Annotated in this window: 17 protein-coding genes; 8 read left to right on the top strand and 9 right to left on the bottom strand. The window is 71.3% G+C overall.

Annotated elements, in window-relative coordinates; translation table 11 throughout:
- Window positions 1-5 precede the first annotated feature (5 nt).
- Both IFT73_RS00485 and IFT73_RS00480 read left to right on the top strand, forming a co-directional pair.
- Window positions 6-2396: an FdhF/YdeP family oxidoreductase gene (locus IFT73_RS00485; RefSeq protein ID WP_192165694.1), complete on the top strand. Its 2391-nt coding sequence runs from the start codon at window positions 6-8 to the stop codon at window positions 2394-2396.
- Window positions 2393-2821 (top strand): DUF1810 domain-containing protein, encoded by a 429-nt coding sequence (locus tag IFT73_RS00480; RefSeq protein WP_192165692.1) that lies wholly within the window; start codon window positions 2393-2395, stop codon window positions 2819-2821. The genes IFT73_RS00485 and IFT73_RS00480 overlap by 4 nt, the downstream gene beginning before the upstream one ends.
- Before the next feature lie 77 nt (window positions 2822-2898).
- Here the strand turns inward: IFT73_RS00480 and IFT73_RS00475 are convergent, their stop codons facing one another.
- Both IFT73_RS00475 and IFT73_RS00470 read right to left on the bottom strand, forming a co-directional pair.
- The gene (locus IFT73_RS00475; RefSeq protein WP_192165690.1) at window positions 2899-5925 is read right to left on the bottom strand and encodes an amidase family protein; all 3027 of its coding nucleotides are present in this window, start codon (window positions 5923-5925) and stop codon (window positions 2899-2901) included.
- Between the two features lie 205 nt (window positions 5926-6130).
- Window positions 6131-7651 (bottom strand): OFA family MFS transporter, encoded by a 1521-nt coding sequence (locus tag IFT73_RS00470; protein ID WP_192165687.1) that lies wholly within the window; start codon window positions 7649-7651, stop codon window positions 6131-6133.
- A gap of 114 nt (window positions 7652-7765) precedes the next feature.
- Between IFT73_RS00470 and IFT73_RS00465 the strand changes: the two genes are divergently transcribed.
- The 6 genes from IFT73_RS00465 to IFT73_RS00440 all read left to right on the top strand — a co-directional run bounded on the left by IFT73_RS00465 (window position 7766) and on the right by IFT73_RS00440 (window position 20114).
- Window positions 7766-9028 (top strand): magnesium transporter MgtE N-terminal domain-containing protein, encoded by a 1263-nt coding sequence (locus tag IFT73_RS00465; protein WP_192165685.1) that lies wholly within the window; start codon window positions 7766-7768, stop codon window positions 9026-9028.
- Entirely contained in the window at window positions 9021-9527 is a 507-nt protein-coding gene (locus IFT73_RS00460; RefSeq protein ID WP_056606844.1) for a DUF1003 domain-containing protein, read from the top strand. The genes IFT73_RS00465 and IFT73_RS00460 overlap by 8 nt, the downstream gene beginning before the upstream one ends.
- A 132-nt stretch (window positions 9528-9659) precedes the next feature.
- On the top strand, window positions 9660-12470 hold the full coding sequence (locus IFT73_RS00455; RefSeq protein WP_192165683.1) for a hypothetical protein: 2811 nt from the start codon (window positions 9660-9662) through the stop codon (window positions 12468-12470).
- 6 nt (window positions 12471-12476) lie between these two features.
- A complete protein-coding gene (locus tag IFT73_RS00450; RefSeq protein ID WP_192165681.1) occupies window positions 12477-13751 on the top strand; it encodes an ABC transporter substrate-binding protein in 1275 nt (424 codons plus the stop codon).
- Between the two features lie 10 nt (window positions 13752-13761).
- Window positions 13762-15795, top strand: coding sequence for a serine/threonine-protein kinase (locus IFT73_RS00445; RefSeq protein ID WP_192165679.1), 2034 nt, complete (start codon window positions 13762-13764; stop codon window positions 15793-15795).
- 11 nt (window positions 15796-15806) lie between these two features.
- Entirely contained in the window at window positions 15807-20114 is a 4308-nt protein-coding gene (locus IFT73_RS00440) for an FtsK/SpoIIIE domain-containing protein (RefSeq protein WP_192165677.1), read from the top strand.
- A 27-nt stretch (window positions 20115-20141) separates the two neighbouring features.
- Here the strand turns inward: IFT73_RS00440 and IFT73_RS00435 are convergent, their stop codons facing one another.
- The 7 genes from IFT73_RS00435 to IFT73_RS00405 form a co-directional block, all read right to left on the bottom strand.
- Window positions 20142-20729: a hypothetical protein gene (locus IFT73_RS00435; protein WP_192165675.1), complete on the bottom strand. Its 588-nt coding sequence runs from the start codon at window positions 20727-20729 to the stop codon at window positions 20142-20144.
- Between the two features lie 27 nt (window positions 20730-20756).
- Window positions 20757-21407, bottom strand: a complete 651-nt coding sequence (locus tag IFT73_RS00430; protein WP_056606830.1) for a hypothetical protein — start codon at window positions 21405-21407, stop codon at window positions 20757-20759.
- Complete coding sequence (locus tag IFT73_RS00425) at window positions 21404-21994, bottom strand: hypothetical protein (protein WP_192165674.1); 591 nt, start codon at window positions 21992-21994, stop codon at window positions 21404-21406. The genes IFT73_RS00430 and IFT73_RS00425 overlap by 4 nt, the downstream gene beginning before the upstream one ends.
- Before the next feature lie 2 nt (window positions 21995-21996).
- A complete protein-coding gene (locus tag IFT73_RS00420; protein WP_192165672.1) occupies window positions 21997-23175 on the bottom strand; it encodes a hypothetical protein in 1179 nt (392 codons plus the stop codon).
- Window positions 23172-24536: a putative T7SS-secreted protein gene (locus IFT73_RS00415; RefSeq protein ID WP_192165670.1), complete on the bottom strand. Its 1365-nt coding sequence runs from the start codon at window positions 24534-24536 to the stop codon at window positions 23172-23174. The genes IFT73_RS00420 and IFT73_RS00415 overlap by 4 nt, the downstream gene beginning before the upstream one ends.
- A 5-nt stretch (window positions 24537-24541) precedes the next feature.
- Window positions 24542-24832: a hypothetical protein gene (locus IFT73_RS00410; protein ID WP_056606819.1), complete on the bottom strand. Its 291-nt coding sequence runs from the start codon at window positions 24830-24832 to the stop codon at window positions 24542-24544.
- Between the two features lie 127 nt (window positions 24833-24959).
- Entirely contained in the window at window positions 24960-25256 is a 297-nt protein-coding gene (locus IFT73_RS00405; protein WP_056606816.1) for a WXG100 family type VII secretion target, read from the bottom strand.
- Window positions 25257-25385 lie beyond the last annotated feature (129 nt).

Here is a 25385-nt window from a genome sequence, read left to right as displayed (position 1 = left end):
CCACCATGGCCAAGGACACCATCGACGAGGCGAACCTGCGGGTCACCGCGCCAGAGGACCACGCAGCCGGAGTCACGGCCGTCGCCGTCTCCATGAAGCGCGCCGTCGGACACATGGGCGTGAAGAACACCGCCAAGACGCTGCTGAAGCTCAACCAGGCCGACGGGTTCGACTGCATGAGCTGCGCGTGGCCGGATCCCGACCCCGAGAACCGCCACGCCGCGGAGTTCTGCGAGAACGGTGCCAAGGCCGTCGCCGAGGAGGCCACCAAGGACCGCGCCACCCCGGCGTTCTTCGCGCGGCACAGCATCGCCGAGCTCGACGCCCACGACGAGTACTGGCTCGGCCAGCAGGGACGCATCACGCACCCAATGGTCAAGCGCCCCGGCGGCACGCACTACGAGCCCATCGACTGGGACGAGGCCAACGCGATCATCGCGCGCGAGATCACGGCGCTCGACTCCCCCGACGAGGCCATCTTCTACACGTCGGGCCGCGCCTCGAACGAGGCCGCCTTCGCCTACCAGCTCTTCGCACGGGCCCTGGGCACCAACAACATGCCCGACTGCTCGAACATGTGCCACGAGTCGACCAGCATCGCGCTGGCCGAGTCGATCGGCATCGGCAAGGCCAGCGTGTCGATGAACGACGTGTACCAGGCCGACGTCATCCTGATCGCCGGCCAGAACCCCGGCACGAACCACCCCCGCATGCTGTCGGCGCTCGAGATCGCCAAGCGTCGCGGCGCCAAGATCATCGCGGTCAACCCGCTGCGCGAGGCCGGCCTGCACAACTTCCGCAATCCGCAGGTGCCCCGCGGCATCGTCGGCAAGGGCACCGACATCGCCGACCTGCACCTGCCGATCAAGATCAACGGCGACCTCGCCCTGTTCCAGGCGATCGGCTCGCTCCTCGTGGAGTGGGACGCGCTCGACCACGACTTCATCGATCGCCACTCGACGGGCTTCGAGCAGTGGGCCGAGCACGTCCGCTCCGTCGACTGGGCCACGGTCGAGCACGCGACGGGCCTGTCGCGCGAGCAGATCACGCAGGCCGCCGAGATGATCCGCGCGTCCGACAAGACGATCTACTGCTGGGCCATGGGCCTGACGCAGCACCGCAACGCCGTCGCCACGATCAAGGAGGTCTGCAACGTCGCGTTCGCCCGCGGCGACATCGGCAAGCCCGGCGCGGGGCTGTTCCCCGTCCGCGGCCACTCCAACGTGCAGGGCGACCGCACGATGGGCATCTGGGAGCGTCCGCCGCAGTCGTTCCTCGACTCGCTGCAGACCGAGTTCGGCTTCGACCCGCCGCGCGAGCACGGTCTCGACACGGTCGACTCGATCCGCGCGATGCGCGACGGCAAGGCGCACGTGTTCATCGGCCTGGGCGGCAACTTCGTGCACGCCTCGCCCGACACCGCCGTCACCGCCGAGGCGATGACCAAGACGCGCCTGACCGTCCAGATCTCGACCAAGCTCAACCGCTCGCACCTGCGCTGCGGCGACACGGCGCTGATCCTGCCGACCCTCGGACGCACCGAGAAGGACGTCCGCGGCGGCAAGGAGCAGTTCATCAGCGTCGAGGACTCGGTCTGCGCCGTCCACGCGTCGCGTGGCGTGCTCGACCCGGCCAGCCCCCACCTGCGCTCGGAGACCGCGATCGTGTGCGGCTTCGCCGAGGCGACGCTGGGCGACCGGCACGGCATCCGCTGGTCTGCGATGCGCGACGACTACGACGTCATCCGCGACCACATCTCACGCGTCGTCGTCGGCTGCGAGGACTACACCGCCAAGGTCGACCGTCCCGGCGGCTTCGTCCTGCCGCACCCGCCGCGCGACACGCGGACGTTCCAGACGAAGTCGGGCCTCGCGGAGTTCGTGGCGTCGCCGATCGACGTCCTCGAGGTGCCGGAGGGCCACCTGCTGCTGCAGACCCTGCGCAGCCACGACCAGTACAACACCACGATCTACGGGCTGAGCGACCGTTACCGGGGGATCGAGGGCGGCCGCCGCGTCGTCTTCGTCCACCCCGACGACATCGCCCACCTGGGGTTCTCGGCCGGCGACCTCGTCGACCTGACGGCCCGCTGGGACGACGACGACATCGTCCGCATGGCGCCCGACTTCCGGATCGTGCCGTACGACACGCCGCGCGGCACAGCGGCGGCGTACTACCCGGAGACCAACCCGCTGGTGCCGCTCGACTCGACCGCCGAGGGCAGCAACACGCCGACGTCGAAGGCCGTCATCATCACGATGAAGGCTGCCGACACGGGCCGCACCCGGCACGGGTCGTACGACACGCAGCAGCCCGACGTCGACGAGGACGGACAGGACGCCGAGGGGTCCGACGAGGGGCACAAGGAGCACCCGCAGCCCGTGCACCTGTCGTGAGCGACGCCGGCCCGCACGACCTCCAGCGGTTCGTCGACGCCCAGGACGGCGGCACGTACGAGCAGGCGCTCGGCGAGCTGTCGACCGGGGCGAAGACGAGCCACTGGATGTGGTTCGTCTTCCCTCAGGTCGCGGGTCTCGGCCGCAGTGCGATGTCGGTGCGCTACGCGCTGTCGGGCGTCGACGAGGCCGCCGCCTACTGGGCGCACCCCGTGCTCGGTCCGCGGTACGAGGAGTGCTGCCGGGCCCTGCTCGACCTCGGCGAGGTGTCGATCGACGACGTGCTGGGCGGCGTCGACGCCCAGAAGCTGCACTCGTCGCTGACGGTGTTCGGTGCGGCCGTGCCGGCGACCGCGACGTTCGAGATGCTGCTGGCCCGCCACTTCGGCGGCCGACCCGACCCGGCGACGCTCGAGCTGCTCTGACGGGGCCAGCACGCGGCGGAGGTGGATCCGCAACCTTCCCGACGCTGAGAATGGTGCGGATCCACCTCCGGTGGCTCCTACTTCTTCTTCGACACCCGCAGGTTGACCTTGTTGCTCCAGGCCGGGGTGTACTGGTCGCCCGCGACGACGTACGCGCGGATCGCATGACGTCCCGGCGACAGCTTGGGCAGCCGCAGCGACCTCGGCGAGTCGACCGTGACGGTGCGGACGATCCTCGACCCGTCGTAGATCAGCACCGTGCTGCGCACCGGCGCGTCGACCTCGACCCGCAGGAGGGCCCGCTGGCCCTTCTTGACCGTCGACTTCTGGAGCCGGATGCGGGCCGACGCCCCCGTCTTGGCGACCTTGAGGGTCGCGGTGGCCGTGCTGCCGGCCACCTGCTCCGACCCGCCGTAGGTCGCCGTCACCAGGTGGGTGCCGACCGGGACCTCCTTCGGCAGCGTGACGGTCGCCCGGCCACCTGACAGAGTGCCCCGGACGGTCGTGCCGGCCACCTCGACCGACACCGCGCCGGTCGCGGCGGGATCGGCCTCGACCGACACGGTGGCCGTCGTGGACCGTCCGAACGTCGCGGCCGTCGTGCCGAGCGTCAGCGAGGTGACCGAGGCGGCCGGACCGCTCCACTCCAGGGCCGGGGCGAAGCGCGTCCGGACCGAGGCCTTGGCCTGCTGCTCGAGCGCGTAGCCGAGACCCAGCACCGTGGTGTCGTCCCAAGCGCGTCCGACGATCTGGACGTTGTTCGACTGGCCCTCGTCGTTCGCGCCGATCGGCAGGATCGCCGTCGGCAGGCCGACGCCCTGCGTGATGACGCCCGAGGCGCGGTCGGAGCTGAAGATCGCCGACGAGGCGTCGTTGTTGCCGACGCTGGTCAGGAAGCCCGGGTAGACGACCGCGTCGACCTTCTGGCCGAAGGCCGTGTCCATCCAGCTCGCGGCGTTGACCTTGTAGGCGTCGCGACGCTTCAGCAGGTTGTCGACGCTGGTGTCGTCCATGGGCTGCGACGTGTAGCTGCTCGACACGTTGTAGGGCAGGTTCTTCGGGCTCTCCATGAGCTGCTTGGTCGTGAGCGGGAAGGCCGCGGGGCGCTTCTCGGCGATGTAGCGCTCCCAGCCCTCCGCGCCGGCGCTGCCCGAGGTCGGGTAGCTCGCGGCGGGCGGGTTGGTCGGTGCCGTGGCCCCGCCGCTCGGCAGCGCGACGAGCGTGCCGCCGGCGTCCTCGACGGCCGCCTTGGTCCTGGCCAGCGCGACCGCGCCCGCCGTGTCGTCGGTGATCGCGGTCGACGCGAACGCCGACGGCACGTACCCGATGACCGCACCCTGCAGCGCGTCGGCCCTCAGCGCCGACTTCCACTCCACGGGCCGCTTGGCGTTGTCGACGCGCGACGTCAGCAGGTCGTCGGGGTCGTTGCCGGTCGACTGCGTCGCCGTGGCGTCGAGGATCGACGCGACGTCGGTGACCGACTTGGCGATCGGTCCGGCATAGTCGGTCGCCCACGTGAGCGGCATGACGCCGTTGGTGCTCGTCAGGCCGTCCGTGCCGCGGAACGTCGTCAGGCCCGCGCCCGTCGAGGGCGCATAGAGCGAGACGCCCGTCTGGGTGCCCATCGCGGCCGGCGCCATGTCGGTGCCGACGGCCGTGGCCGAGCCGCCGCTGGAGCCGAACGACGTCTTGGACGGGTACAGGGCGTTCCAGGTCTGCTGGAAGCCGCTCTCGCTGAACGATCCCGAGTTGGCGAACTCCGAGAGGTTCGTCTTGCCGATGATCACGGCACCGGCCTCGCGCAGCTTGGCGACCTGCCAGGCGTCCTTGCCGGGCTCCCAGTCCTCGAGGGCCAGGGTGCCGCCGGACGTCGGCATGTCCTTGGTGTCGTAGAGGTCCTTCAGCGCGATCGGCACGCCGAGCAGGTCGCCCTTCGTGCCGGCGGCGCGCGCCTCGTCGGCCGCCATCGCCTGCGCGACGGCGTCCTGGGCGACCGTGATGAACGCCTTGAAGCCGAGGGCTCCGTCGTCGTACGCCTCGATGCGGTCGAGGTAGGCCTTGGTGACCTGCACCGAGGTGACCTTCCCGGCCACCATGTCGGCCTGCAGGTCGGCGATGGTCTTGCCCGTCACGTCGTACGCGACGTCCGTGACCGGCTGGACGTCGGCCTGGGCGGCCGGCACCTGGAGCGGCTCGGCGCCGGCACAGGCCGCCTCGGTCGCGCTGGGCAGCGTCCAGTTCGACACGGTGCACAGCTCGTCGAGCGTCAGGTTGCTGAAGTCGGGGTTCGCGGCGGCGCTCGCCGTGGTCGCCGCGATCTGCGCGTCGCCGACGGCACCCACGACGACGTACTGCATCAGCGACGTCGTCCGCCCCGGCTCGACCGTGACCGTGCGGACGAAGCCGAGGTCGTTGGCACGGCTGCCGGTCGGCACGTACGCCGTCGTGAACGGGTTCGACTGCTGGTCGCCGAGGTCGGTGACGTCCGAGCCGACGACCACGCCGGTCGGGCGGGTGCTGCCGGGCGTCGTCGCGGCGATCCAGGTGTCGGTGGTGTCGACCGCCGCGTCACCGCTGCTCGATGCCGTGATCGTCGCCCTGTTGGGGCTCGTGGCGGAGAAGCCCGATCCGAGCGAGCCGCCGAACGACACCTCGAACGTCAGGGGCTCGTCGGACGTGTTGGTGAACGTGTCGAAGAAGCTCGTCGTGCTGCTCGAGGCCTGCACCTGCACCTTGCGGGTCATCAGCAGGTCGTCGAGGCGGACCGACCTGGTCGACGTGTACGAGCCGGGCGCGGTGGCCGTCAGGCCGAAGCCCCGCATCATCTGGTCGTTCATGCGCGGCGTCTCGCCGGCGGGCGTGTCGACGTGCACGAAGATGTTGCCGAACCCCTCCATGCGGGAGCCGGAGACGTTGCGGATCGAGCCGGTGTCGAGGCCGGGACGTCGCGCGTCGTTGATGTTGACGGTCGCGCCGTTGCCGGTCGCGACGCCGGTCAGCGCCTGTGCGGGTGGCGCGAAGACCAGCAGGCCGAGGCCGAGGGCGGTCGCCGCGGGGGCGGCGACGAGGCGCGTGAGACGGCGCCCGGGGGTGGTGTGTGACATGGGTGTGCCGGTGACTTTCTCCGAGGGGGACGGGATGTCACCGTTTCTATGCGGCTCGCGTGAACCGGACGATCCGGCCACATGTCGGCGCTGTAACGATCTAGTCGACGCGTGTCGTCTGCACGAAACACGAGGAGGTGGATCCGCAACCGTCCCGGCACCGGGAACGTCGCGGATCCACCTCCTCGGGCGGGACCCCTGCTGATCAGAACAGGTTGGCGGCCTTCACGACGGTCTCGTAGATCCCGTAGACCAGCGGGATCAGCACGACGACCCAGGCCACGACCAGCAGCGGGCCGGCCTTGTCGACCGCGACGTCGTGACCCGCCGCCGCCCCCGAGGTCTGCTCCGGCGAGTCGGCGACGGCCTTCTTCTCCTCGTGGAACTTCGAGGCGACCGGACGGATCGCGAGGTTGGCCACGAAGCCGACCGCGAGGATCGCGACCATCGTCAGCAGCGCGGGACGGTAGTCGCCCGCGTTGAGCTGGCCCGGCTCGCCCTTGGCGTCGAGGAAGCCGTTGATGATCAGCGGTCCGACGACGCCCGCCGCGGCCCACGCCGTCAGCAGACGTCCGTGGATCGCGCCGACCTGGTAGGTGCCGAACAGGTCGCGCAGGTACGCCGGGGCCGTCGCGAACCCGCCGCCGTAGAAGCTGATGATGACGCCCGCGACGAGCGCGAACAGGATCGTCGAGCTCGAGCCCTGGAACGCCAGGAAGGCGTAGAGCAGGATGCCGAGACCGAGGTAGCCGACGTAGATGTTCTTGCGCCCGACGACGTCGGACGTCGACGACCACACGAAGCGGCCCGACAGGTTGAACAGCGACAGCAGGCCGACGAAGCCGGCGGCGGACGCAGCCGTGACGGTCGACGCCTCGCCGTCGCGGAAGAAGTCCTGGATCATCGGCGCGGCCTGCTCGAGGATGCCGATGCCGGCCGTCACGTTGCAGAACAGCACGACCCACAGCAGCCAGAACTGCGGCGTGCGGATCGCGTTGGCCGCCGAGACGTTGTCGGTCGTCACGAGCGCCTTCGCCTTCACGGTCGACGGGTCGAAGCCCGCAGGCTTCCAGCCGTCGGCCGGCACGCGGATCAGCCACGCACCGAACAGCATCAGCACGAGGTACACCAGTCCGAGCGTCACGAACAGCTTGGCGACGGCCGATCCGGACGCGATGCCGGTCGCGGTGTCGAACGAGTCGTCGTAGATGCCGAGCAGCTTGGCCGACAGCGGGCTGGCGATCATCGCGCCGCCGCCGAAGCCCATGATCGCCATGCCGGTGGCCAGGCCGGGGCGGTCGGGGAACCACTTGATCAGCGTCGACACCGGCGAGATGTAGCCGATGCCGAGGCCGATGCCGCCGATGAACCCGTAGCCCAGGTACACGAGCCAGAGCTGGTCGGTCGCGATGCCCGCCGAGCCGATCAGGAAGCCTCCCGACCAGAACAGCGCCGCCGTGAACATGGCCCGGCGCGGTCCGCCGGTGTCGACCCACGTGCCGAAGACCGCGGCCGAGAGACCGAGCATCACGATCGCGATCGAGAAGATGATGCCGATCTGCGTCAGGCTCGCGTCGAAGTTCTTGACCAGCGACGCCTTGTAGACGCTCGTCGCGTACGCCTGGCCGATGCACAGGTGCACCGCGAGCGCCGCCGGCGGGATGAGCCACCGGTTGAAGCCCGGTTTCGCGACCGTCCGCTGACGATCGAGCATGGCAAGTGACATGGTTCCCCCTCGTTGATGCAGGTGCAGGCGCGTCCTCGGACACGTGTGATGCGCCCCTCAACGTAGGCCGGTCGCCGGGGTGGCGCACCTCGACGCCCCGGTAGGGTTCGGGTTGTGAGTGCAACCCCCGGACGGATCTTCCTGTCCCGCATCGTCGGGCAGGCCGTCTTCGACCCCGCGGGCGACCAGGTCGGCAAGCTGCGCGACGTCGTCGTCGCGGTGCGGTCGGCCACGCAGCGTCCGCGCGTGCTCGGCATCGTCGTCGAGGTGCTCGGACGCCGACGCGTGTTCCTGCCCATCACACGGGTCACGTCGCTCGGCTCGGGGCAGATCATCACGACGGGCGTGCTCAACGTCCGCCGCTTCGAGCAGCGCAGCACCGAGACGCTCGCGATCCACCAGCTGCTCGACCGCTCGGTCACGCTGCCCGACGGCACCCCGGGCACGGTCTACGACCTCGCGATGGAGCAGGACCCCCGCCGCGACTGGTACATCTCGACCCTCGCGGTGCAGGCCGCCGGCAAGCGGTTCGGACGGCGCGGACCGCACCAGGTGCTCGAGTGGGACGAGGTCAAGGGCCTCACCGGCGCCGAGACGACGCAGGGCGCGACGCACCTGCTCGCGACGATGGACGAGATGCGCGCCGCCGACGTCGCCAACGCGTTGCGCGACCTGCCGCCCAAGCGCCGCATGGAGGTCGTCTCCGAGCTCGACGACGAGCGGCTCGCCGACGTCCTGGAGGAGCTGCCCGAGAAGTACCAGGTCGAGGTGCTGGGCGTGCTCGACCCGGGCCGCGCGGTCGACGTCCTCACCGAGATGGACCCCGACGACGCGGCCGACCTGCTCGGCGAGCTGCCCCCGGCCACGGCCGAGCAGCTGCTGGCCCAGATGGAGCCCGAGGACGCCGAGGGCGTCCGCCGGCTGCTGTCCTACGAGGAGCGCACCGCCGGCGGCATGATGACGACCGAGCCCGTCGTGCTGCCCGCCGACGCGACGATCGCCGAGGCCTTGGCGCGCGTCCGCAACTCCGACCTCATCCCGGCGCTGGCCTCGATGGTCTACGTGTGCCGCTCGCCCCTCGAGACCCCCACCGGGCGCTTCCTCGGCATCGTCCACTTCCAGGCGCTGCTGCGCGAGCCGCCGTCGACGCTGGTCGGCACGATCGTCGACAACGACATCGACTGGCCGCGCCCCACCGCCTCGCTCCAGCACGTCGCGAACCTGCTGGCCGCCTACAACATGGTCGCGCTGCCGGTCGTCGACGAGAACGCCCACCTGCTCGGGGCGGTGACCATCGACGACGTCCTCGACCACCTGCTGCCCGAGGGGTGGCGCGAGAGCGACCCCGACGAGGCGGAGGTGGTCACGCATGGCTGAGCGCGCACGTCTCGACCAACCCCGCGAGGTCCGGCGCACCTTCCGACCCCGCCGCGGCGAGGTCGACCCCGAACGGTTCGGACGCTTCGCCGAGTCGACCGCCCGATTCCTCGGCACCGCGACGTTCATCGCGTGGATGACGGTCTTCGTGGCGGTGTGGATCGGCTGGAACATGCCGTACGGTCCCGACCGTCCCCGCTGGGACGAGTACCCCTACATCTTCCTGACCCTCATCCTGTCGCTGCAGGCCTCGTACGCGGCCCCGCTGATCCTGCTGGCCCAGAATCGCCAGGAGGCCCGCGACCGCGTGACGCAGGAGCAGGACCGTGCCGCGGCGGCCCAGACGACGGCCGACATGGAGTTCCTGGCGCGCGAGGTCGCGAGCCTGCGCCTCGGCATCGGCGAGGTCGCGACCCGCGACTTCATCCGCGGCGAGCTGCGCACCCTGGTCAGCGAGCTCGACAAGCGCGACGACGATCACGAGGACGATCGGGGCTGACTTCCGGTCAGGCAGTCTCCTCGACCGATTGCAGGTACGATGTCCCCGCACCGGGGCGTGACTTCGTCACGTCTCGGCGGTTGTTCACGAGAGTGCCCGCGCGACGAGCGACGCGGGCCGGACAGGGGAATCGTGCAGAGCTCTACCACTGGAACCCGGGCCACCGCCCGGGACCGTCGTCGCGTCACCGGCGGCCTGCGGGTCGCGGCGGTCGGCGCCGTCACCGTCGGACTGGTCGCCTACGGCCTGCAGTCCGCGGCCCAGGCCGCGCCCGAGAAGGTGCTGCAGTCGGTCGACGTCACCCTCGGCACCGACGGGACGGTCGACGCGATCTCGAGCACGGCGATCCGCGACTCCGGCCAGGACGACCCGTCCGACGACGACACGACGCACGACCCCTCGAAGGTCGCCGGTGAGCTCCCCATCCGCGTCCTGACGTCGTACCGTCTCGGCAAGAAGACCGGCACCGACCTCGACGACCTCAAGGGCGCCACGGGCCGCGTCCACATCGAGGTCACGGTCCAGAACACCACGGTCCGTCCGACGCTCCTGTCGTACGACTCCGAGGCGCAGAGCAAGACCTCCCCCGCCCTGGTCGGCACGCCGCTGACCGTCGTCGCCTCCGCCGACCTCGGCGACACCCCCCTGTCTCAGGTCGTCGCGCGCGACGCCGACGACGAGTCGGCCGGCACCAACGGCGTCGTGAGCCGCGCCTCGGGCGGCAGTTCGCAGGTGCAGTGGGCCACGATGCTCGCGCCGCCGCGCCTGGCCACGAGCGCGACGTTCACCCTCGTGCAGGACGTCGACGACTTCGAGCCCCCCACGTTCGACATCAGCGTCCAGCCCGGTCTCGTGACCGACACCTCGGTGTCGCGCCTGATCGACTCGGTGTTCACCGACGACAACGGCACCCAGAAGCTCACGAGCCGCACGATCGCGCTGCTCGGATCGGTCGGCACCGTCCTGACCGACGCCACGACGGTGCTGGCCAAGGTCGAGCAGCAGCTCGACGGATCAGCGCAGGACCTCGGCAGCAAGACGATCTCCGACCTGAAGTCGAGCTCGTCCTACGTCACCTCGGCCCTCACGGGCCTGTCCGGCGACCTCGACAGCCTCGAGACGTCGATGGACAGCCAGCTCAGCTCCTCGCGCGACAAGGCCGTCCAGCAGCTCGCGACCAGCTTCAAGCAGGTCAAGGACAAGGTGCTCGGCGATCCCGACAACCTCCCGCCGGCCATCCCGCCGCCCAACGCGGCCGGCTGCGTCGTGCCCGTGCTGACCGAGAAGGACTCCTCGACGGTCCTCGGCCAGCTGCGCGTCATCGAGTCGCAGCTGACGCAGCTCTCCACCGCCACGGCGGGCTGCAAGGACCAGATCGCCGTGGGGCTCAAGGACTCCATCGGCGCCCTGGGCGACACGTGCGAGAAGCCGACGGCGATCGGCTCGCTCGACTGCGCGACCACCGCGCTCGGCGTCACCACCACGAGCCTCACCAAGGTCGAGAAGGACCTCAGTGAGACCTTCAAGCCGGAGCTCCTTACCGAAGCCAGCACGAAGCTGGAAGACCTGCTGAAGGGCGTCAAGGCTCCCGACCAGGCGACCTCGCCGCGCCAGGGCGGGCTGGCCGTGATCCGCGCCCGCGCGAAGGCGCTCAACAGCGGCGCCGTCGGCGCGACCCTCGACGAGCTGAAGACGGGTCTGGGCGAGGTCAAGGACCAGCTCGACGACGTCAGCGCCGACCTCGACGAGATCAACCAGAACGCCACCGACCAGATCACGCTGCTCGAGGGCAGCGGAGGCGCTCTGACGCAGGCCGACGACCTGGCCGAGCTGGTGTGCACGCAGATCACCGACCAGGCGGCGCGCGACCAGGCGATCGACCTGCTCCAGGGATCGACCTGCGACACCGAACCGGCCACCGACGAGACCGACTCGCTGCGCGGCAAGATCGCCGGCACCGTCGCCGCGTGGAAGGCCGTGCAGGCCGACTCGGCCACGGCGCCCACCCCCGGTTCGCCCACCCAGCCCGTCGGCAGCGTCGTCGCGGATCTGCTCGACCAGGTCGACGTCCTGATCGGCCAGCTCAACGAGATCCTCGCCGGCAACAGCGGCGACTACACCGCGAGGGTCCAGGCCCTGAGCGCCGACATCGAGAAGTTGTACACGTACCAGATCGAGGAGCAGGTCCCGCCGACCGAGGAGAACCCGAACCCCGCGCCGATCGTCAAGACGGTCGACGGTCCGGCCGTCACGCTCGCGACCGCCTTCGACTCCTTCAGGACGAACCAGGAGGGCGTCCAGGGCAAGCTCGCGAAGGCATTCGGCGACGCCCAGAAGGGCCTCAGCGAGGGCAGCGGCAAGATCGAGGGCAGCAAGTCCGTCGTCGACGCCGCCCGCGCCGAGGCCGAGGCCGGCTCGAGCGGCCTGTTCAGCGAGTTCAGCAGGTCGCTGGCCGGTGTCGGCTCCTCGATCGTCGCCGACGGCGCCGAGTCGGTGCGTCGCCAGCGCGACCAGCTCGACGCCGAGGCGAGCTCGTTCGCCAAGGGCCTCGACGGCACCGTCGCCAAGGCGATCCGCACGATCGGCTCGCAGGTCGGCTCGGCCAACCGCGACCTGAGCTCGTCGGAGAAGGACCTCGTGGCCGACCTCAAGGCGATCCTGGTCAACATCGGTACCCCTGAGAAGAACGGCAGCGGCCTGCTCGGCGCGATCTACACCGGGGCACGCCGCACGGGCGCCTCGAACGGCGACCTCGCCGACGCTGCGGGACTCGCCGACGCCTTCAGCCGCGTGCGGGGCGCCTCGCTCGACGACCTGTACCTCCAGCAGGCGCAGGTCACGGCATCGCTCGAGAAGGAGGCCGCGTTCCCGCTGTTCGACCTCAAGGCTCCGGCCGGGTCGACGACGCGCACGGTCTTCTCGTTCCACATCGGCAAGGACTGACGCACGATGGCACGCACGCGCAGCACCGCCCTGTCCCTCGCGGGTCTGGCCCTCGTGGCCTCGACCTCGCTCGCGGCCTGCACCGGCGGCGACGACGCGCCTCCGCCGCGTGAGCCCGCCGACGTCGGGCTCACGGTCAAGGGCGTCGACGACGTCTCGATCGGCGTGCTCGTGTCGACGACGTCGGCGGCCGGCGAGGGCTCCGACTACATCGGCCCGTCGGCCGGTGCCGAGCTCGCGGGCTACCGCCTGCGCCTCGGCGGCACCCAGGTGAAGGTCACGGTCGCCGACGACCGCGGCGACGCCGACGAGGCCGAGACGGGCGTCCAGTCGCTGATCGACCAGGGCGTCTCCGGCATCGTCGTCGCGACGACGGGATCCCACGTCCTGCCGGCCCTCGAGACCGCGTCCGAGGCGGGCGTCCCCGTCATCGCCCCGTACCTGCGCACGCAGGACGAGCTGCCTGACGGCGTCTACGTCACGGGGCCCAGCGAGGACGCCATCACGGCCTCGGTCGAGCAGGCGATGCAGGCCGACGAGGTCTCCTCGCCGCTGGTCATCACCGCCGACGCGGCACCCGCGCCCGCGGTGGGCACCGCGGCACCCGTCCCGTTCACGGGCTCGGCGCTCGACGACATCGTCGACGACACGACCAAGGCGGTCGAGGACAAGACCGTCGACAGCGTCGTCGTCAGCGCGCCGGCCGCCAGCCAGGGTGCCGTCGTCGCGGCGCTGCAGGGCGCGATCCCGGACGTCCCGCTGTACCTGACGCCCGAGGCCCTCACGCCGGAGTTCGCCGCTGCCCTCGACAGCAGCTCGGGCACGACGTCGGGGCGCTTCGTGTCGGTCGGCGCCCCCGCGTCCGACTCCTCGACGCTCGGCTCGACCGCCGCCGCCGACTCGGCCGCCGCCTACTTCGCGGCCCTGCGCCTCGCGGCCGGCGACGAGTCGTTCACGTCGTCCCTCGACGGGTCGCCGTTCTCGGCGATCGCCGCCGACGCCGACGTGCCCAGCCACGACGCGGTCCTCGCGCTGGTGCGGGCCGCGGCCAAGGCCCGGTCGGCCGTCCCCGCCGACGTCGCCAAGGCGCTCCCGACCCTGACGCTGGGCACGAAGCAGTCCCTCGCGGGGCCGGGCCTCGACTTCTCGTCGCCCTACGCCCTGCCCGCCGACAGCGTCGCCCCGCTCTACGCGACGACGCAGGACCCGGGGGTCCGACCCGTCGGCGACTCCCCCGTCCTCACGTGGTTCGAGCTGACCGACGACGGCAACGACGCGTAGGGAGTGGAGCATGGACGTCGGCAGTCGTCGGGCGCTCGGCAGCCGCTATGAGCTGATCGACCGGCTCGGCTCGGGTGCGATGGGCGAGGTCTGGCGCACCCACGACCGCGTCGCCGACGAGCTCGTCGCGGCCAAGCTGCTGCGCAGCGACCTGACGCAGGACCCCGAGATCGTCGGTCGGTTCATCCAGGAGCGCTCGATCCTGCTGGGTCTCGACCACCCCGGCATCGTCCGCGTGCGCGACCTGGTCGTCGAGGGCGACGACCTCGCGATCGTGATGGACCTCGTCACGGGCCAGGACCTGCGGGCCCACCTGCGCCGCGTCGGCACGTTCGCCCCCCACGAGGCCGTCACCGCGATGGCAGCGGTGCTCGACGCGATCGCCGCCGCCCACGAGCAGGGGTGCCTGCACCGCGACATCAAGCCCGACAACGTGCTGGTCGAGGACGGCGAGACGCCCCTGGCCGGTCGCGTGCGCCTCTCCGACTTCGGCATCGCCCGCCTCGCCCAGGAGTCGACGGTCCAGGCCACGGGGCTGCTCGGCACCCCCGGCTACATGCCGCCCGAGCTGTTCTCCGAGGGACGCTTCAGCGGGGCGTCCGACGTCTACGCCGCCGGCGTCATGCTCTACGAGCTGCTGGCCGGACGCACCCCGTTCGCGGGGCCCGGCACGGCCCACACGATCGGCTTTCGTCACGTCACGGCCGATCCGCCGGTCCTGCCCGTGCCCGACCCGCTCTGGAACGTCCTGCGCGCGATGCTCGGCAAGGACCCGACGGCCCGCCCGTCGGCGTCCGGCGCCGCCGCGATGCTGCGCGAGCTCGACGACGACGTGCTCGCGGTGCCCGCCCTGATGCCCCAAGGCGATCCCGCCACGTGGACGAGCACGGGAGAAGCCGGCGCGCCGTCACAGGTCGTCCAGGTGCGCCAGGAGGAGCAGCTCGACGTCGGCGCGACCAACATCCGCGGGCTGGCGGCGCCCGCGGCACCCGTCGCCGAGCCCGGCGAGGTCGTGCCGCTGTCCCCCGGCGACCCGGGCGTCGGCACCGACCAGACCAACATCGGCCGCCACGTGCCGACGTACGCCCCGCCGATCCTCGAGCCGGCAGCCCCGACGCCCGAGGCCGATCGACGTCGCACGCGGTGGTGGTGGGTGCTCGGGCTCGTCGGCGCCGCGGCGGTCATCGGCGTCGTGTTCCTGTTCGTGTCCAAGGGCCTGCCCGGTGGCGGCGGCTCCGCCGCCCCGTCCGCGGCCCAGGCCGTCGAGGCCACGACCGACGAGGACGTCTACCCGACAGGGCTCGGCATCGAGTCCAGCGCCCAGTACGACGCCGACTCGCAGACGATCTCGCTGACGATGACCTACTCGGCCGACCGGTCGGGGCTCGACGGCGACGTGCTGGCGGTCGTCCCGCCGGTCCGCGAGACCGACGAGTGCCCCGCGGTCGCCTGGGGCGGCCCCGTGACCCCCAACATCGGTCGCAGCACGGGCGTCCTGCCGCAGTGCGGCGGGTACTCGATCGATCTCGGCATCGCGGCGGCGGGCGACGTCCAGGTCGAGGCGAAGATCACCGACATCGACCTCGGCAGCGAGCCGCAGGACGCGCTCCAGTCGTGGCTCGACCGCCAGCAGGAGATCACCCGCGCGGCCGTCACCGATCCCAAGGTCACGGGCGTCACGTCGTACCCCCTGCAGCGCCTGACCGGGCTCGACCTGCGCATCCCGAGCACCCTGACCCTGGGCAAGGACGACGCGGTGCGCGTGCGCCTCTACCCCGTGTTCGCCGACGGCAAGCCCGACGAGCTCCAGCCGCTGTACGACAGCAGCTCCACCGGACGGCCGTCGGCCCTGCTGAGCTCGTTCTCCGGCGGCGCCCAGCCCACCTTCACGCCCTCCTCGAGCTGCGACGGCGCGGTCATCGCCGACAGCGACGGCACCGTCGTCGTGCGCGGCCAGGTCCAGGGATGCACCCTCACCGGGCGCGTCGGCAACTTCGACGACGTCCAGAGCAACAACCTGCTCGTCGTCGGCCCCAACGGATAGGACTCGCCAGCATGCGGATCACCGTGACCCTCGCACAGCCCACGGACGAGACGGACGTCGTCGTCGACTGTGACGACGCGACCCCCGCCGAGGAGATCGAGCGCGCGCTGGCGCTCGAGATCGGCGCCGACCGCGGCTGGAGCCTCGGACGTGCCGAGACCGGCGACAGCGCCGTCGCGACGGTCGTCCCCGACGGGCTGCGCCACGGTGCGCGCATCGGCTTCGGGGTCGACGCGGCCCCGACGCACCTCCCGCCGTCCGGCCTGCAGCTGCACGTCGTCGGCGGGTTGCACGCCGGGACCGTCATGGCCCTTCCGCAGGGCACCCACGAGCTGGGCCGCGGTGCCTCGATCGCCTGGGACGACCGCTCGCTCTCGCGCCGCAACACCCGTCTGACGGTCTCGGCCGACGGGATCACCGTGACCGACCTCGGCTCCACCAACGGCACGTTCCTCGAGGGCGTGCAGCTCGATCCCGACGTCGAGACCCCGTGGCCGCTGGGCGAGGTGCTCGAGATCGGCGACTCGGCCGTGATGGTGCGCCCCGCGCGGCACGACGAGACCGTCGTCGAGGCCGCCGAGCCCGGCTGGCGCACGTTCCTGCGTCCTCCGCGCATCAAGCCCTACCACCTGACCCCCGCCGTCGAGGTGCCGAAGCCGCCGTCCGAGCAGAACCGCCGCAGCTTCCCGATCATCGCGGCCCTCGCGCCGCTGGTGCTCGGATTCGTCATGGTCGCCGTCACCGGCAGCAAGACGTTCCTGATCTTCTGCCTGATGTCGCCGGTCATGCTGCTGGCCAACTACTTCTCCGAGCGCCGCGGTGGGGCCAAGAACTACAAGCAGAAGCTCGCGGAGTACCACGAGGCGCTCGAGACGGCCCAGACCCGGCTGTCGGAGTCGACGACGTCCGAGCAGGCCCGGCTGCGCGACGAGATGCCCGACGCGGCCGAGACGTTCGTCACGGCGACGCTGCCCGGCAACCGTCTGTGGGAGCGACGCCGGCACGACGAGGACTTCCTGAGCCTGCGCCTCGGCACCAGCGACGAGCCGACGACGATCTCGATCACGGGCGAGGTGCCCGAGACCCTGCCCGTGCTCCACGCCGTGCCGGTCGGGTTCTCGGTCACCGAGTCGAAGATCGTCGGCATCGCCGGTCCCGACGACGCGGCCGACGCCGTGCTGCGCTGGACGATCGCGCAGATGGCCGCGTACCACGCACCGCGCGACCTCTCGATGTCGTTCCTCACGTCGCGCGGCACCGACGAGTGGTCGTGGATCGGCTGGCTGCCGCACGTGCGCTCCGACGACCCCGAGGGCCCCGTCGCGATGATCGGCAACGACGCCGACACCCTGGCCGCGCAGGTGGCCTGGCTCAACGCCACGATCAAGGCCCGCCAGGACGCCGGCAAGGCGTCGCGCGCCAGCGCCGACAGCTTCGCCGCGCACGTCGTCGTCCTGCACGGCTACCGCGGTCTGCGCGCCGTGCCGGGTCTCAACCAGGTGCTCGAGGACGGTCCCGCGGTCGGCGTCTTCGCGCTGTGCGTCGACGAGCACCAGCGGTCGCTGCCCGAGCGGTGCGACGCCACGGTGCAGGTCGACCCCGTCGACCAGAACCGGGCGGCACTGCGCCGCAGCGGCCACCGGGCCGTCCCCGACCTGCTGCTCGACGGCGTCTCGGTCCGCTGGGCCGACGACGTGGCCCGCTCGCTCGCGAGCCTGCGCGACATCGGCGGGCCCGAGGACGGCGAGACGCTGCCCGACAGCGCCCGTCTGCTCGACGTGCTCGACCTCGACCCGCCGACCGCCGACAAGGTCCGCTCGGGCTGGATCATGAGCCCCATGAGCACCACGATGGTGCTGGGCGCGGGCATCGACGGCCCCTTCTCGCTCGACCTGCGCACCGACGGCCCCCACGGCCTGATCGCCGGCATGACCGGATCGGGCAAGACCGAGCTGCTGCAGACCATCATCGCCTCGCTGGCGGTGGCCAACCGCCCCGACGCGATCAACTTCGTGCTGGTCGACTACAAGGGCGACAGCGCGTTCAAGGAGTGCGTCAAGCTGCCGCACACCGTCGGCAAGGTCAACGACCTCGACCCGCACCTGGTCGTCCGCGCGCTCGAGTCGCTCAAGGCCGAGCTCAAGTACCGCGAGCACTTCCTGGCCGAGGCCGGCACGAAGGACATCGAGGACTACCAGGCCCTGCACGCCAAGGAGCCCGACCGTCCACCCCTCCCCCGCCTGCTGCTCGTCATCGACGAGTTCGCGCAGCTCAGCAAGGACCTGCCCGACTTCGTCGCCGGGCTGGTCAGCATCGCGCAGCTCGGACGAAGCCTCGGCATCCACCTGCTGCTGGCGACGCAGCGCCCGAGCGGTGTCGTGTCGGCCGAGATCCGCGCCAACACCAACATGCGCATCGCCCTGCGCGTCGGCGACGCCGCCGACAGCACCGACGTGCTCGACACCCCCGACGCGTCGCGCATCGCCAAGTCGACCCCCGGCCGCGCCTACGCCCGCCTCGGCGCCGGCGCCCTCCAGGCGTTCCAGTCGGGCCGCGTCGGTGGACGCCGGCCGGGCACCGTCGCCGCCGACGTGCCGCCGCCGTTCGTGTCGCGCGTGTCGTGGCGGACGCTCGGCTACCCGGCCGCCCGGCCGCCGCGCCGCAAGGAGACCGAGGTCGCCGGCACCGACCTGTCCGAGCTGGTGTCCGCGATCGTCGACGCCTCCGCCGGCGAGCAGATCCAGCAGCAGCGCAGCCCGTGGCTGCCGGCCCTGCCGACCACGATGCAGTGGGCCGACGAGGTGCAGGGCGAGGCCCGCCGCGGTCACGTCCCGTCGTTCCCCTTCGGACGCCGCGACGTGCCGGCGCAGCAGCGCCAGGTCGTCGCCGAGCTCGATCTCGAGCGCGACGGCCACTTCCTGGTCGTCGGCTCCAGCGGCAGCGGCCGCTCGCAGCTGCTGCGGACGATCGCCGCGTCGATCACGAAGCTGGCCGATCCGTCCGACGTGCACCTCTACGGCATCGACTGCGGCAACGGCGCGCTCAACGTGTTCACGAGTCTGCCGCACACCGGCACCGTGGTCAGCCGCAGCGAGGGCCAGCGCGCCAGCCGTCTGCTGGCGCGCATCGGCGAGGAGCTCGACCGTCGCCAGCAGATCCTCTCGGCGGAGGGCTTCGGCGACATCTCCGAGCAGCGTCGGGTCAGCGACGAGCCGCTGCCCCACCTCGTGGTCATGCTCGACCGCTGGGAGGGCTTCGTGGCCACCCTCGGCACGGTCGACGCGCTCAACGACGTCGTCATGCGGGTGCTGCGCGAGGGCGCGAGCCTCGGCATCCACGCGATCATCACGGGCGACCGCTCGCTGGCCTACAACACGCGCGTGTTCTCGATGACCGAGAACAAGCTGACGCTGCGTCTGGCCGAGCGCGACGACTACGGCCTGGTGGGGCTGCGCCCCAAGGACATGCCCGACACGGTCCTGCCGGGGCGCGGGTTCACGCGCGACGGCAACGAGTCGCAGATCTACCTGCTCGCCGACGACCTCGGTGGTCAGGCCCAGGCCGCGGCCCTGCGCGAGATCGGTGCCCGTGCCGCCGAGCGGGTCGGCGAGGTCGCCGTGCCACCGTTCCGCGTCGACGCCCTGCCCGCGCGCATCGAGGCCGACGAGGCCATGGCACTCGTGCCGGCGGGGGCTCCCGCACCCCACGTCGTGGCGGGCGTCGGCGGCGACGAGCTCACGGCCTTCGCGATCGACACGACCCGCAGCAACGCGTTCATCGTCGCGGGCCCCGGACGGTCGGGACGCAGCTCGGTGCTGGTCGGCATGGCGCAGACCTTCATCGCGACGGGCGGTGCCGTCATCGCGATGGCCCCGCGGCCCAGCCCGCTGCGCGACCTCGACGGCCCCGGCGTGCTGGCTGTCTTCACCGACCCGACGACCCCGGCGGCGACGTTCGACGAGCTCGTCGCGGAGGCCGGCCGGCCCGTCCTGGTGCTGATCGACGACGGCGAGGGCCTGCGCGACGCCGCGGGCGGCGACTTCTTCCTGCGGGTCGCACGGGGCCAGGTCGCCGACACGTTCGTCGTCCTCGGCGGTCACTCCGAGGGCGTCGGCGCCGGGCTCAGCGGCTGGCAGCCCGAGATGAAGAAGGCCCGGCAGGGCCTGCTCCTGTCACCGCAGGGCATCTCCGACGGCGAGCTGATCGGCACGCGCATGCCGCGCAACGTGCTCGGTCTGCCCGTGGCCGTCGGGCGTGGCTGGCTGCACCTCGGCGACGGCACGCCGGTGCAGGTCGCCACGATCGCTCCCCCGCGCTGACGACGTCGGCCGGCGACCCGCGGGTCGTCAGCCGACGTCGAACAGCAGCACCGCGAGCACGGCACCGACGATCGCGAGCACCGGGAGGCCGATGACGGTGCCCACGATCAGGGCCGTCGTGTGGCGCTCCCACCAGGCCAGCGCCGCGCCGTGCTCGGCCTTGACCTCCTGCCACGTCGCGACGCGCGGCGAGCCGTCGGCCGCGGCCGCGGCGAGCTCGGTCAGCGTCGAGGCCGTCCACTGGCCGCGCACGAGGCGCACGTGCTGCGAGCCGTCCGTCAGGAGCAGCTGGGGGTTCATGCCGTACCGGTCGCTGAACGAGACGACCTCGTAGGCGGACGACCGACGGTCGAGCCGCCTCTGCTCGGAGCCGCCCCGCCGGTACGTCACGGTGTCGGCGGTGACGTCGACCTCGCCGGTGGACTCGAGCCGTCGGTGTCGCAGCGCCAGCGGGACCACGATCACGGCCGTCACCAGCGCCACGACCGCGGCCAGCACGATCCCGAGGAAGTACACCGCCACGACGAGGGCGGGAATCGCCACCAGGAGCACGCCCCACGGTCGGGGGCCGGCGCCGGAGCCGGCCGAGAAGGTGCGCGTGCGGATGTCGGTCATGAAGCTCTCCTCGACGTCAGGGAGTGCTCATTCTGCCTCGTTCGGCGCGTAGAACGTCGGCTCCCACTCCAGACCGCTGTCTCCTTGGTGCAGTGTCGCGGCGATCGAGTCGAAGACGAAGGTCAGCTGGTCGGACAGCGCATCGGTCGAGGTGACGAAGCTCAGGACCAGCAGGTCGTCCATGCTGATCTGGATCATGTAGTCGACGTGGGTGTGCCAGATCTCCGGGGCGTCCGGCTCCTCGCCCGACGGTTCGAGCGCCCGACGGCGGCGGCGCGTCGCGGGGACCCCGCCGAGCGTCAGGTTCTCGACCTCGAGCACGCCCTCGGCCTTGCCGAGCAGCTTCGCGAGCCCGTCGACGACCTCGCGGTCCGATCCGACGTAGAGCTGCGCGACCAGCAGCGTCGCCGAGATCGGGAGCTTCACGATCGGGTCGACCAGGGCGTGCATCTGGGTCACGCCGTTCTCGGCAGCCCGGGCGAGGTCCTGCTTGAGCCGCCGGTCGGCCTCGACCCGTACCTGGATCAGCTCGTCGCGAGCCGTGCCCTCGAACTGACGGTCGAGCAGCCGCTTGATCTGGTCGTTGCGCACGTTCGGGTCGGTCGACAGCGTCGCCCACCCCGCGGGGATCACGAGCTTCCAGCCGCCCGGGGCCCTGACGGTTCGGATGCCGTTCACTGCGGGAGGCCCCTCACGGACTCGGCCAGACCCGTGATCGCGGGCACCGCGTCGGCGGCCACGACCAGGTCGTCGATGGGAAGCGTGGCAAGCACGATCGCGTAGTTCTCGCCGGACGGCAGCCACAGGACGCAGATCGTCTCGCTCAGGTCGACCCCGTGCTCGGTGGTCTCGTAGGTGCGGACCCGCACCAGCTCGGCCGGTCCCGAGGCCGTGGTGATCGTCTCGGCCTCGATCGGCTGGTGCAGCGGGGCGTCGTGGATCAGGTCGGCGACGAGCTCCGAGGTCGTGATGCCCTGCGGCACGCGCACGGCGAGCAGACGGGCGACGGTGAGCGGCTCGAGCCGCCGGCCCCCGGGCGGGAGCAGGACCCAGCCACCCAGCACCATGGTCTGGTCGTCGTTCATGTCCCTGAGCTGTGCGGCCACCGTCGCCAGGTGTGCGGCCATGGCCCGCAGCACGGCCGGATCGGCGGGATCGTCGACGAAGTGGTCGACGACGGACTCCACGTACTGGTCGGCGTCGAGCTCCATCTCGAGCGGAAGCCACTCGCGGAATCCCCCGACGTCCAGGTAGTCGTCCTCCATCGTCATCCTCTCGTGCGGGTCAGGCGACGCGACCACTGTCGCTGTCGCAGCTGGGCGACGCCGGTCAGCGCCAGCGCCGCCAGGGCCACCACGACGACCACGGCCCGGATCGGGTCGAGGTCGTCGACCGGGGCGGCGTGGGTCACGGCGATGAAGAACGAGATCAGCAGGGCCGCGAACGGGCCCGCCGTCACGACGTCGCCGGACGCGGCAGCCGACATGCGGGTCGTGCTGCGAGGCTCTGCCGCGTCGCCGCCCTCGACCGCGCCCCGGGCCACGTCGAGGTCGATGCCGACGGCGCGACAGGCACGCTGCAGCGTGTCCCGGTCGCCGGCCGACGACCACCCGGTCGCGCCGAGCACCAGCAGGTCGGTGCCGCGTCGGTCGACCAGACGCAGGCTGCCCCCGGAGACCGAGCACGTCACGACCCCACCCCGGCGTGGGCCGGCGAGCCAGGTCTCGGTGCCCGCGCCGACATGGACCACGTCGTCGGCACCGATCTGCAGCAGCTCGCCGGTCGACCCGTTGGCCACGTCGGTCCGTCCGGCGGCGGCCGGCGGCCCCGCGACGAGCTGCAGGAACGTCGCTCGGTAGCGCCACTGCTCGAACGCCACGAACAGCACGACGGCCGATGCCGCGAGCCCGATGTAGGGCCCGATGTCGCCACCCAGGGCCATCGCCGCGATCGCGCCCAGTGCCGAGAGCACCAGCAGGGCGACGTGCCGCGACGCTGCCCGCCGAAGACCCGACCGCACCGGACCGCGGTCCACCGTCACGGCGGAGCGCGATGCGAGGGCGGCCTCGGCGTCGGTGGCCGGTTCGAGGGCGAGCCCGAGGGACTGGGCGAAGTCGTCGGCCCCGGCGACCCGACGCAGCTCGGCGGCGTCGCGCACGTCGCCGTGCGCGAGGAGGTGCAACGGGACGACGAGCAGCGCCGCGTCGTCGGAGAGCAGCGCCAGGCTCTCCTCGAACCCTCGAGGGTGCACGCCGGCGTCAGGAACCTGGGCGCCCCGCAGCACCACCGCCCTGGCGACCTGGCCCGGCGACGCGATGAGGGTGTCGGGCTCGCCCGGCGACGTCATGGTGACCCCGCCACCCGAGGTGACCTCGATGCGCCACTCCCTCGCCTCCGCGATCTCCAGACCGGCACGCGGACCGGGTCGCAGGGACGAGCGCGTCACCGCCCGACGCCGGAGACGTGGATGTTGATCGGGTCGCTGATGGGCCCGACCGGCGGGTTGTCCTGCAGCATGTCGAGACCGTCACGCATGTTGTTGAACGTGTTGGTGAACGACTCGGGGGCGCCCAGCCCGTCCTTGAACTGCGAGGAGAACTGCATCGCGGCACCGGTGCCGGCCAGCTTGAGACCGCCGACCGCCTCGTCGAGGTGAGCCATCATGGCGGGGGTCGGGTTCATGCCGCGCAGCGCGTTGATCTGCCGGATGCTCGTCGACATCTCGGCCAGGTCGAGGCCGCGCAGCAGACGCGACGTCGACGCGAGGTCGTCGATCTGGGTGTTGAACGCGCTGACGGCCTTGGTGATGGCGCGGGTCTCGAAGCCGTTGGCGAACGCCCGGACCGACTTCAAGGGGAAGCGCTGGCCGAACTTGACCAGCCCGTTCATGCCGTCCTTGGTGGACTGCGTGATGCGGGCGACCTGGAGCACCCGCGCCGACTTGATCGAGCTCGCGGCCATCTTGCCGCCCGCCGTGAGCAGCTTGCCTCCGAACGCACCGAAGGCGGCGAACAGCAGGTCCCACCCGTCGGCGTCGCCCATCAGGAACTGGATCGTCGTGCCCGCGAGGATCGCGATGCCGACCCAGAAGGCGGCCGTGATGAGGAAGGCGAGGAAGGCGCCGCCGGTGCCGATGATCAGCAGCACCACGATGACGACGGCCAGGATGATCGCGAGGACGTTGAGCGCGTCGACGATCACGGCCAGGGCCGAGCTGACGGCTCCCTTGACGTCGTCCATCGTGCTGTCCTTGAACTGCTCGGACGCGTTCTTGATCGCGCTCGCGCACGTGCTGGCGGCACTCTCGAGGTCCTCGAGCGCGTTGACGAGGCGCGTGCGCGCCGCCGACAGGGCCGAGTTGGCCGCGTCGAGCCGGTCGCCGCGCAGCTCGTCGGCGTCCTTCTGCGCGTCGGTCGGCTCGGCAACGCCCTCGAGCTCGCTCGTCGCGTTGCTCTTGCGCTGCGCCTCGGCCTCGACGGCGTCGGCGACCGCGGCGGCCGTCTCGGCGCGTGCCGTGCCGACCTTGCCCGCGAAGGTGCTGAGGGCGGTGCCCGCGTCGATGTACTTCTGGGCGGCCTTGTCGAGGTCGCTGTAGGCGTCGTCGGCCTTGTCGGCCAGCTGCGTGGCAGCCTCGCCCGTCCAGCCGGTGAGGTCCGCGATCTGCTTGAGCAGGGACGCGGCGTCGTTCATCTGCTGGCCCTGGTCGGCGAAGATCTTGGCCGACTGCTCGACGTCGTACTCCGACGCCACGACGGGGTCCGAACCCTCGCCGACGAGCTCCCACTGGAGGTAGTTGCGCGCGCTCACGATCTCTACTCCGCTTCCTGCTTGAGTGCTTCGGCCAGCTCGAGGTCCGCCTTCGTGAACTCCTCGCTGGACTTGCTGGCCATCTCGCCGAGTGCCTCGACCTTGTCGTTGAGCTTCTTGCGCTTGTCGTCCCAGTCGTTGACGAAGTCGTCGATCGCCTCGGCGACCTTCGTGTGACCGACCTCTTCCTTGTTGAGCTCCTTGAGGCGCCCGTCGTCCTTGAGCTTGCCGTGCAGGTCCTTCAGCTGGGCGCCCAAGGTCTCGAGGTCGCCGCTGTTGTACGTCAGATCAGCCATCGTGAGGCATCCTTCGCGTGGGAGTGGTCACCGTGAAGAGGTCGTGAAGAGCGCGCCGCAGCGCGCACGACCGCGTCAGCAGGGGCACCCCGGAGGGCGCCCCTGCCGGGCGATCGATCGGGGCGGATCAGCCCTTGAGGGCGCTCGCGAGCTGCGTGTCGACGTCGGCGAACGTCTCGGCAGCCTTGTTGAGGTACGTCGCCATGCCGTCGAGGCCCTCGAGGGCCTTCGAGACGCCGGAGTTGAACTCCTCGTACGACGTGCGGAACGCGTCGGAGGCCGAGTCGGTGACGAAGCCGCCCGACACGAGGCCCTCGATCTGGGTCTTCAGAGCCGACAGCTGCGACTCGATGTCGACGCGACCGTTGTTGAGCTTGGTCGCCTGGTCCTGCATCTCCTGGTAGGAAACTGAAACATTGGCCATGCTGCATACCCCTTCTACAGCGCCACGGACGAACCACGGCGGGATGACAATCGGAATGACAGCCCGACTCTAACGGATCGACGGACGAACGTCCTGCCAAGCCGACAACTTTCTTGGTGCGATGCCGTA

This window comes from Aeromicrobium sp. CFBP 8757, from assembly GCF_014841755.1.
Taxonomy (GTDB): domain Bacteria; phylum Actinomycetota; class Actinomycetes; order Propionibacteriales; family Nocardioidaceae; genus Aeromicrobium.
This window is presented reverse-complemented; position numbering and strand designations above follow the sequence as displayed.

Bases quoted from the DNA above. Each gene is read 5' to 3' on its own strand.
- IFT73_RS00450 (WP_192165681.1), top strand. From the start codon at position 12,477: ATGGCACGCACGCGCAGCACCGCCCTGTCCCTCGCGGGTCTGGCCCTC.
- IFT73_RS00470 (WP_192165687.1), bottom strand. From the start codon at position 7,651: ATGTCACTTGCCATGCTCGATCGTCAGCGGACGGTCGCGAAACCGGGC.
- IFT73_RS00475 (WP_192165690.1), bottom strand. From the start codon at position 5,925: ATGTCACACACCACCCCCGGGCGCCGTCTCACGCGCCTCGTCGCCGCC.
- IFT73_RS00445 (WP_192165679.1), top strand. From the start codon at position 13,762: ATGGACGTCGGCAGTCGTCGGGCGCTCGGCAGCCGCTATGAGCTGATC.
- IFT73_RS00485 (WP_192165694.1), top strand. From the start codon at position 6: ATGGCCAAGGACACCATCGACGAGGCGAACCTGCGGGTCACCGCGCCA.
- IFT73_RS00410 (WP_056606819.1), bottom strand. From the start codon at position 24,832: ATGGCTGATCTGACGTACAACAGCGGCGACCTCGAGACCTTGGGCGCC.
- IFT73_RS00425 (WP_192165674.1), bottom strand. From the start codon at position 21,994: ATGGAGGACGACTACCTGGACGTCGGGGGATTCCGCGAGTGGCTTCCG.
- IFT73_RS00440 (WP_192165677.1), top strand. From the start codon at position 15,807: ATGCGGATCACCGTGACCCTCGCACAGCCCACGGACGAGACGGACGTC.
- IFT73_RS00405 (WP_056606816.1), bottom strand. From the start codon at position 25,256: ATGGCCAATGTTTCAGTTTCCTACCAGGAGATGCAGGACCAGGCGACC.
- IFT73_RS00460 (WP_056606844.1), top strand. From the start codon at position 9,021: ATGGCTGAGCGCGCACGTCTCGACCAACCCCGCGAGGTCCGGCGCACC.
- IFT73_RS00435 (WP_192165675.1), bottom strand. From the start codon at position 20,729: ATGACCGACATCCGCACGCGCACCTTCTCGGCCGGCTCCGGCGCCGGC.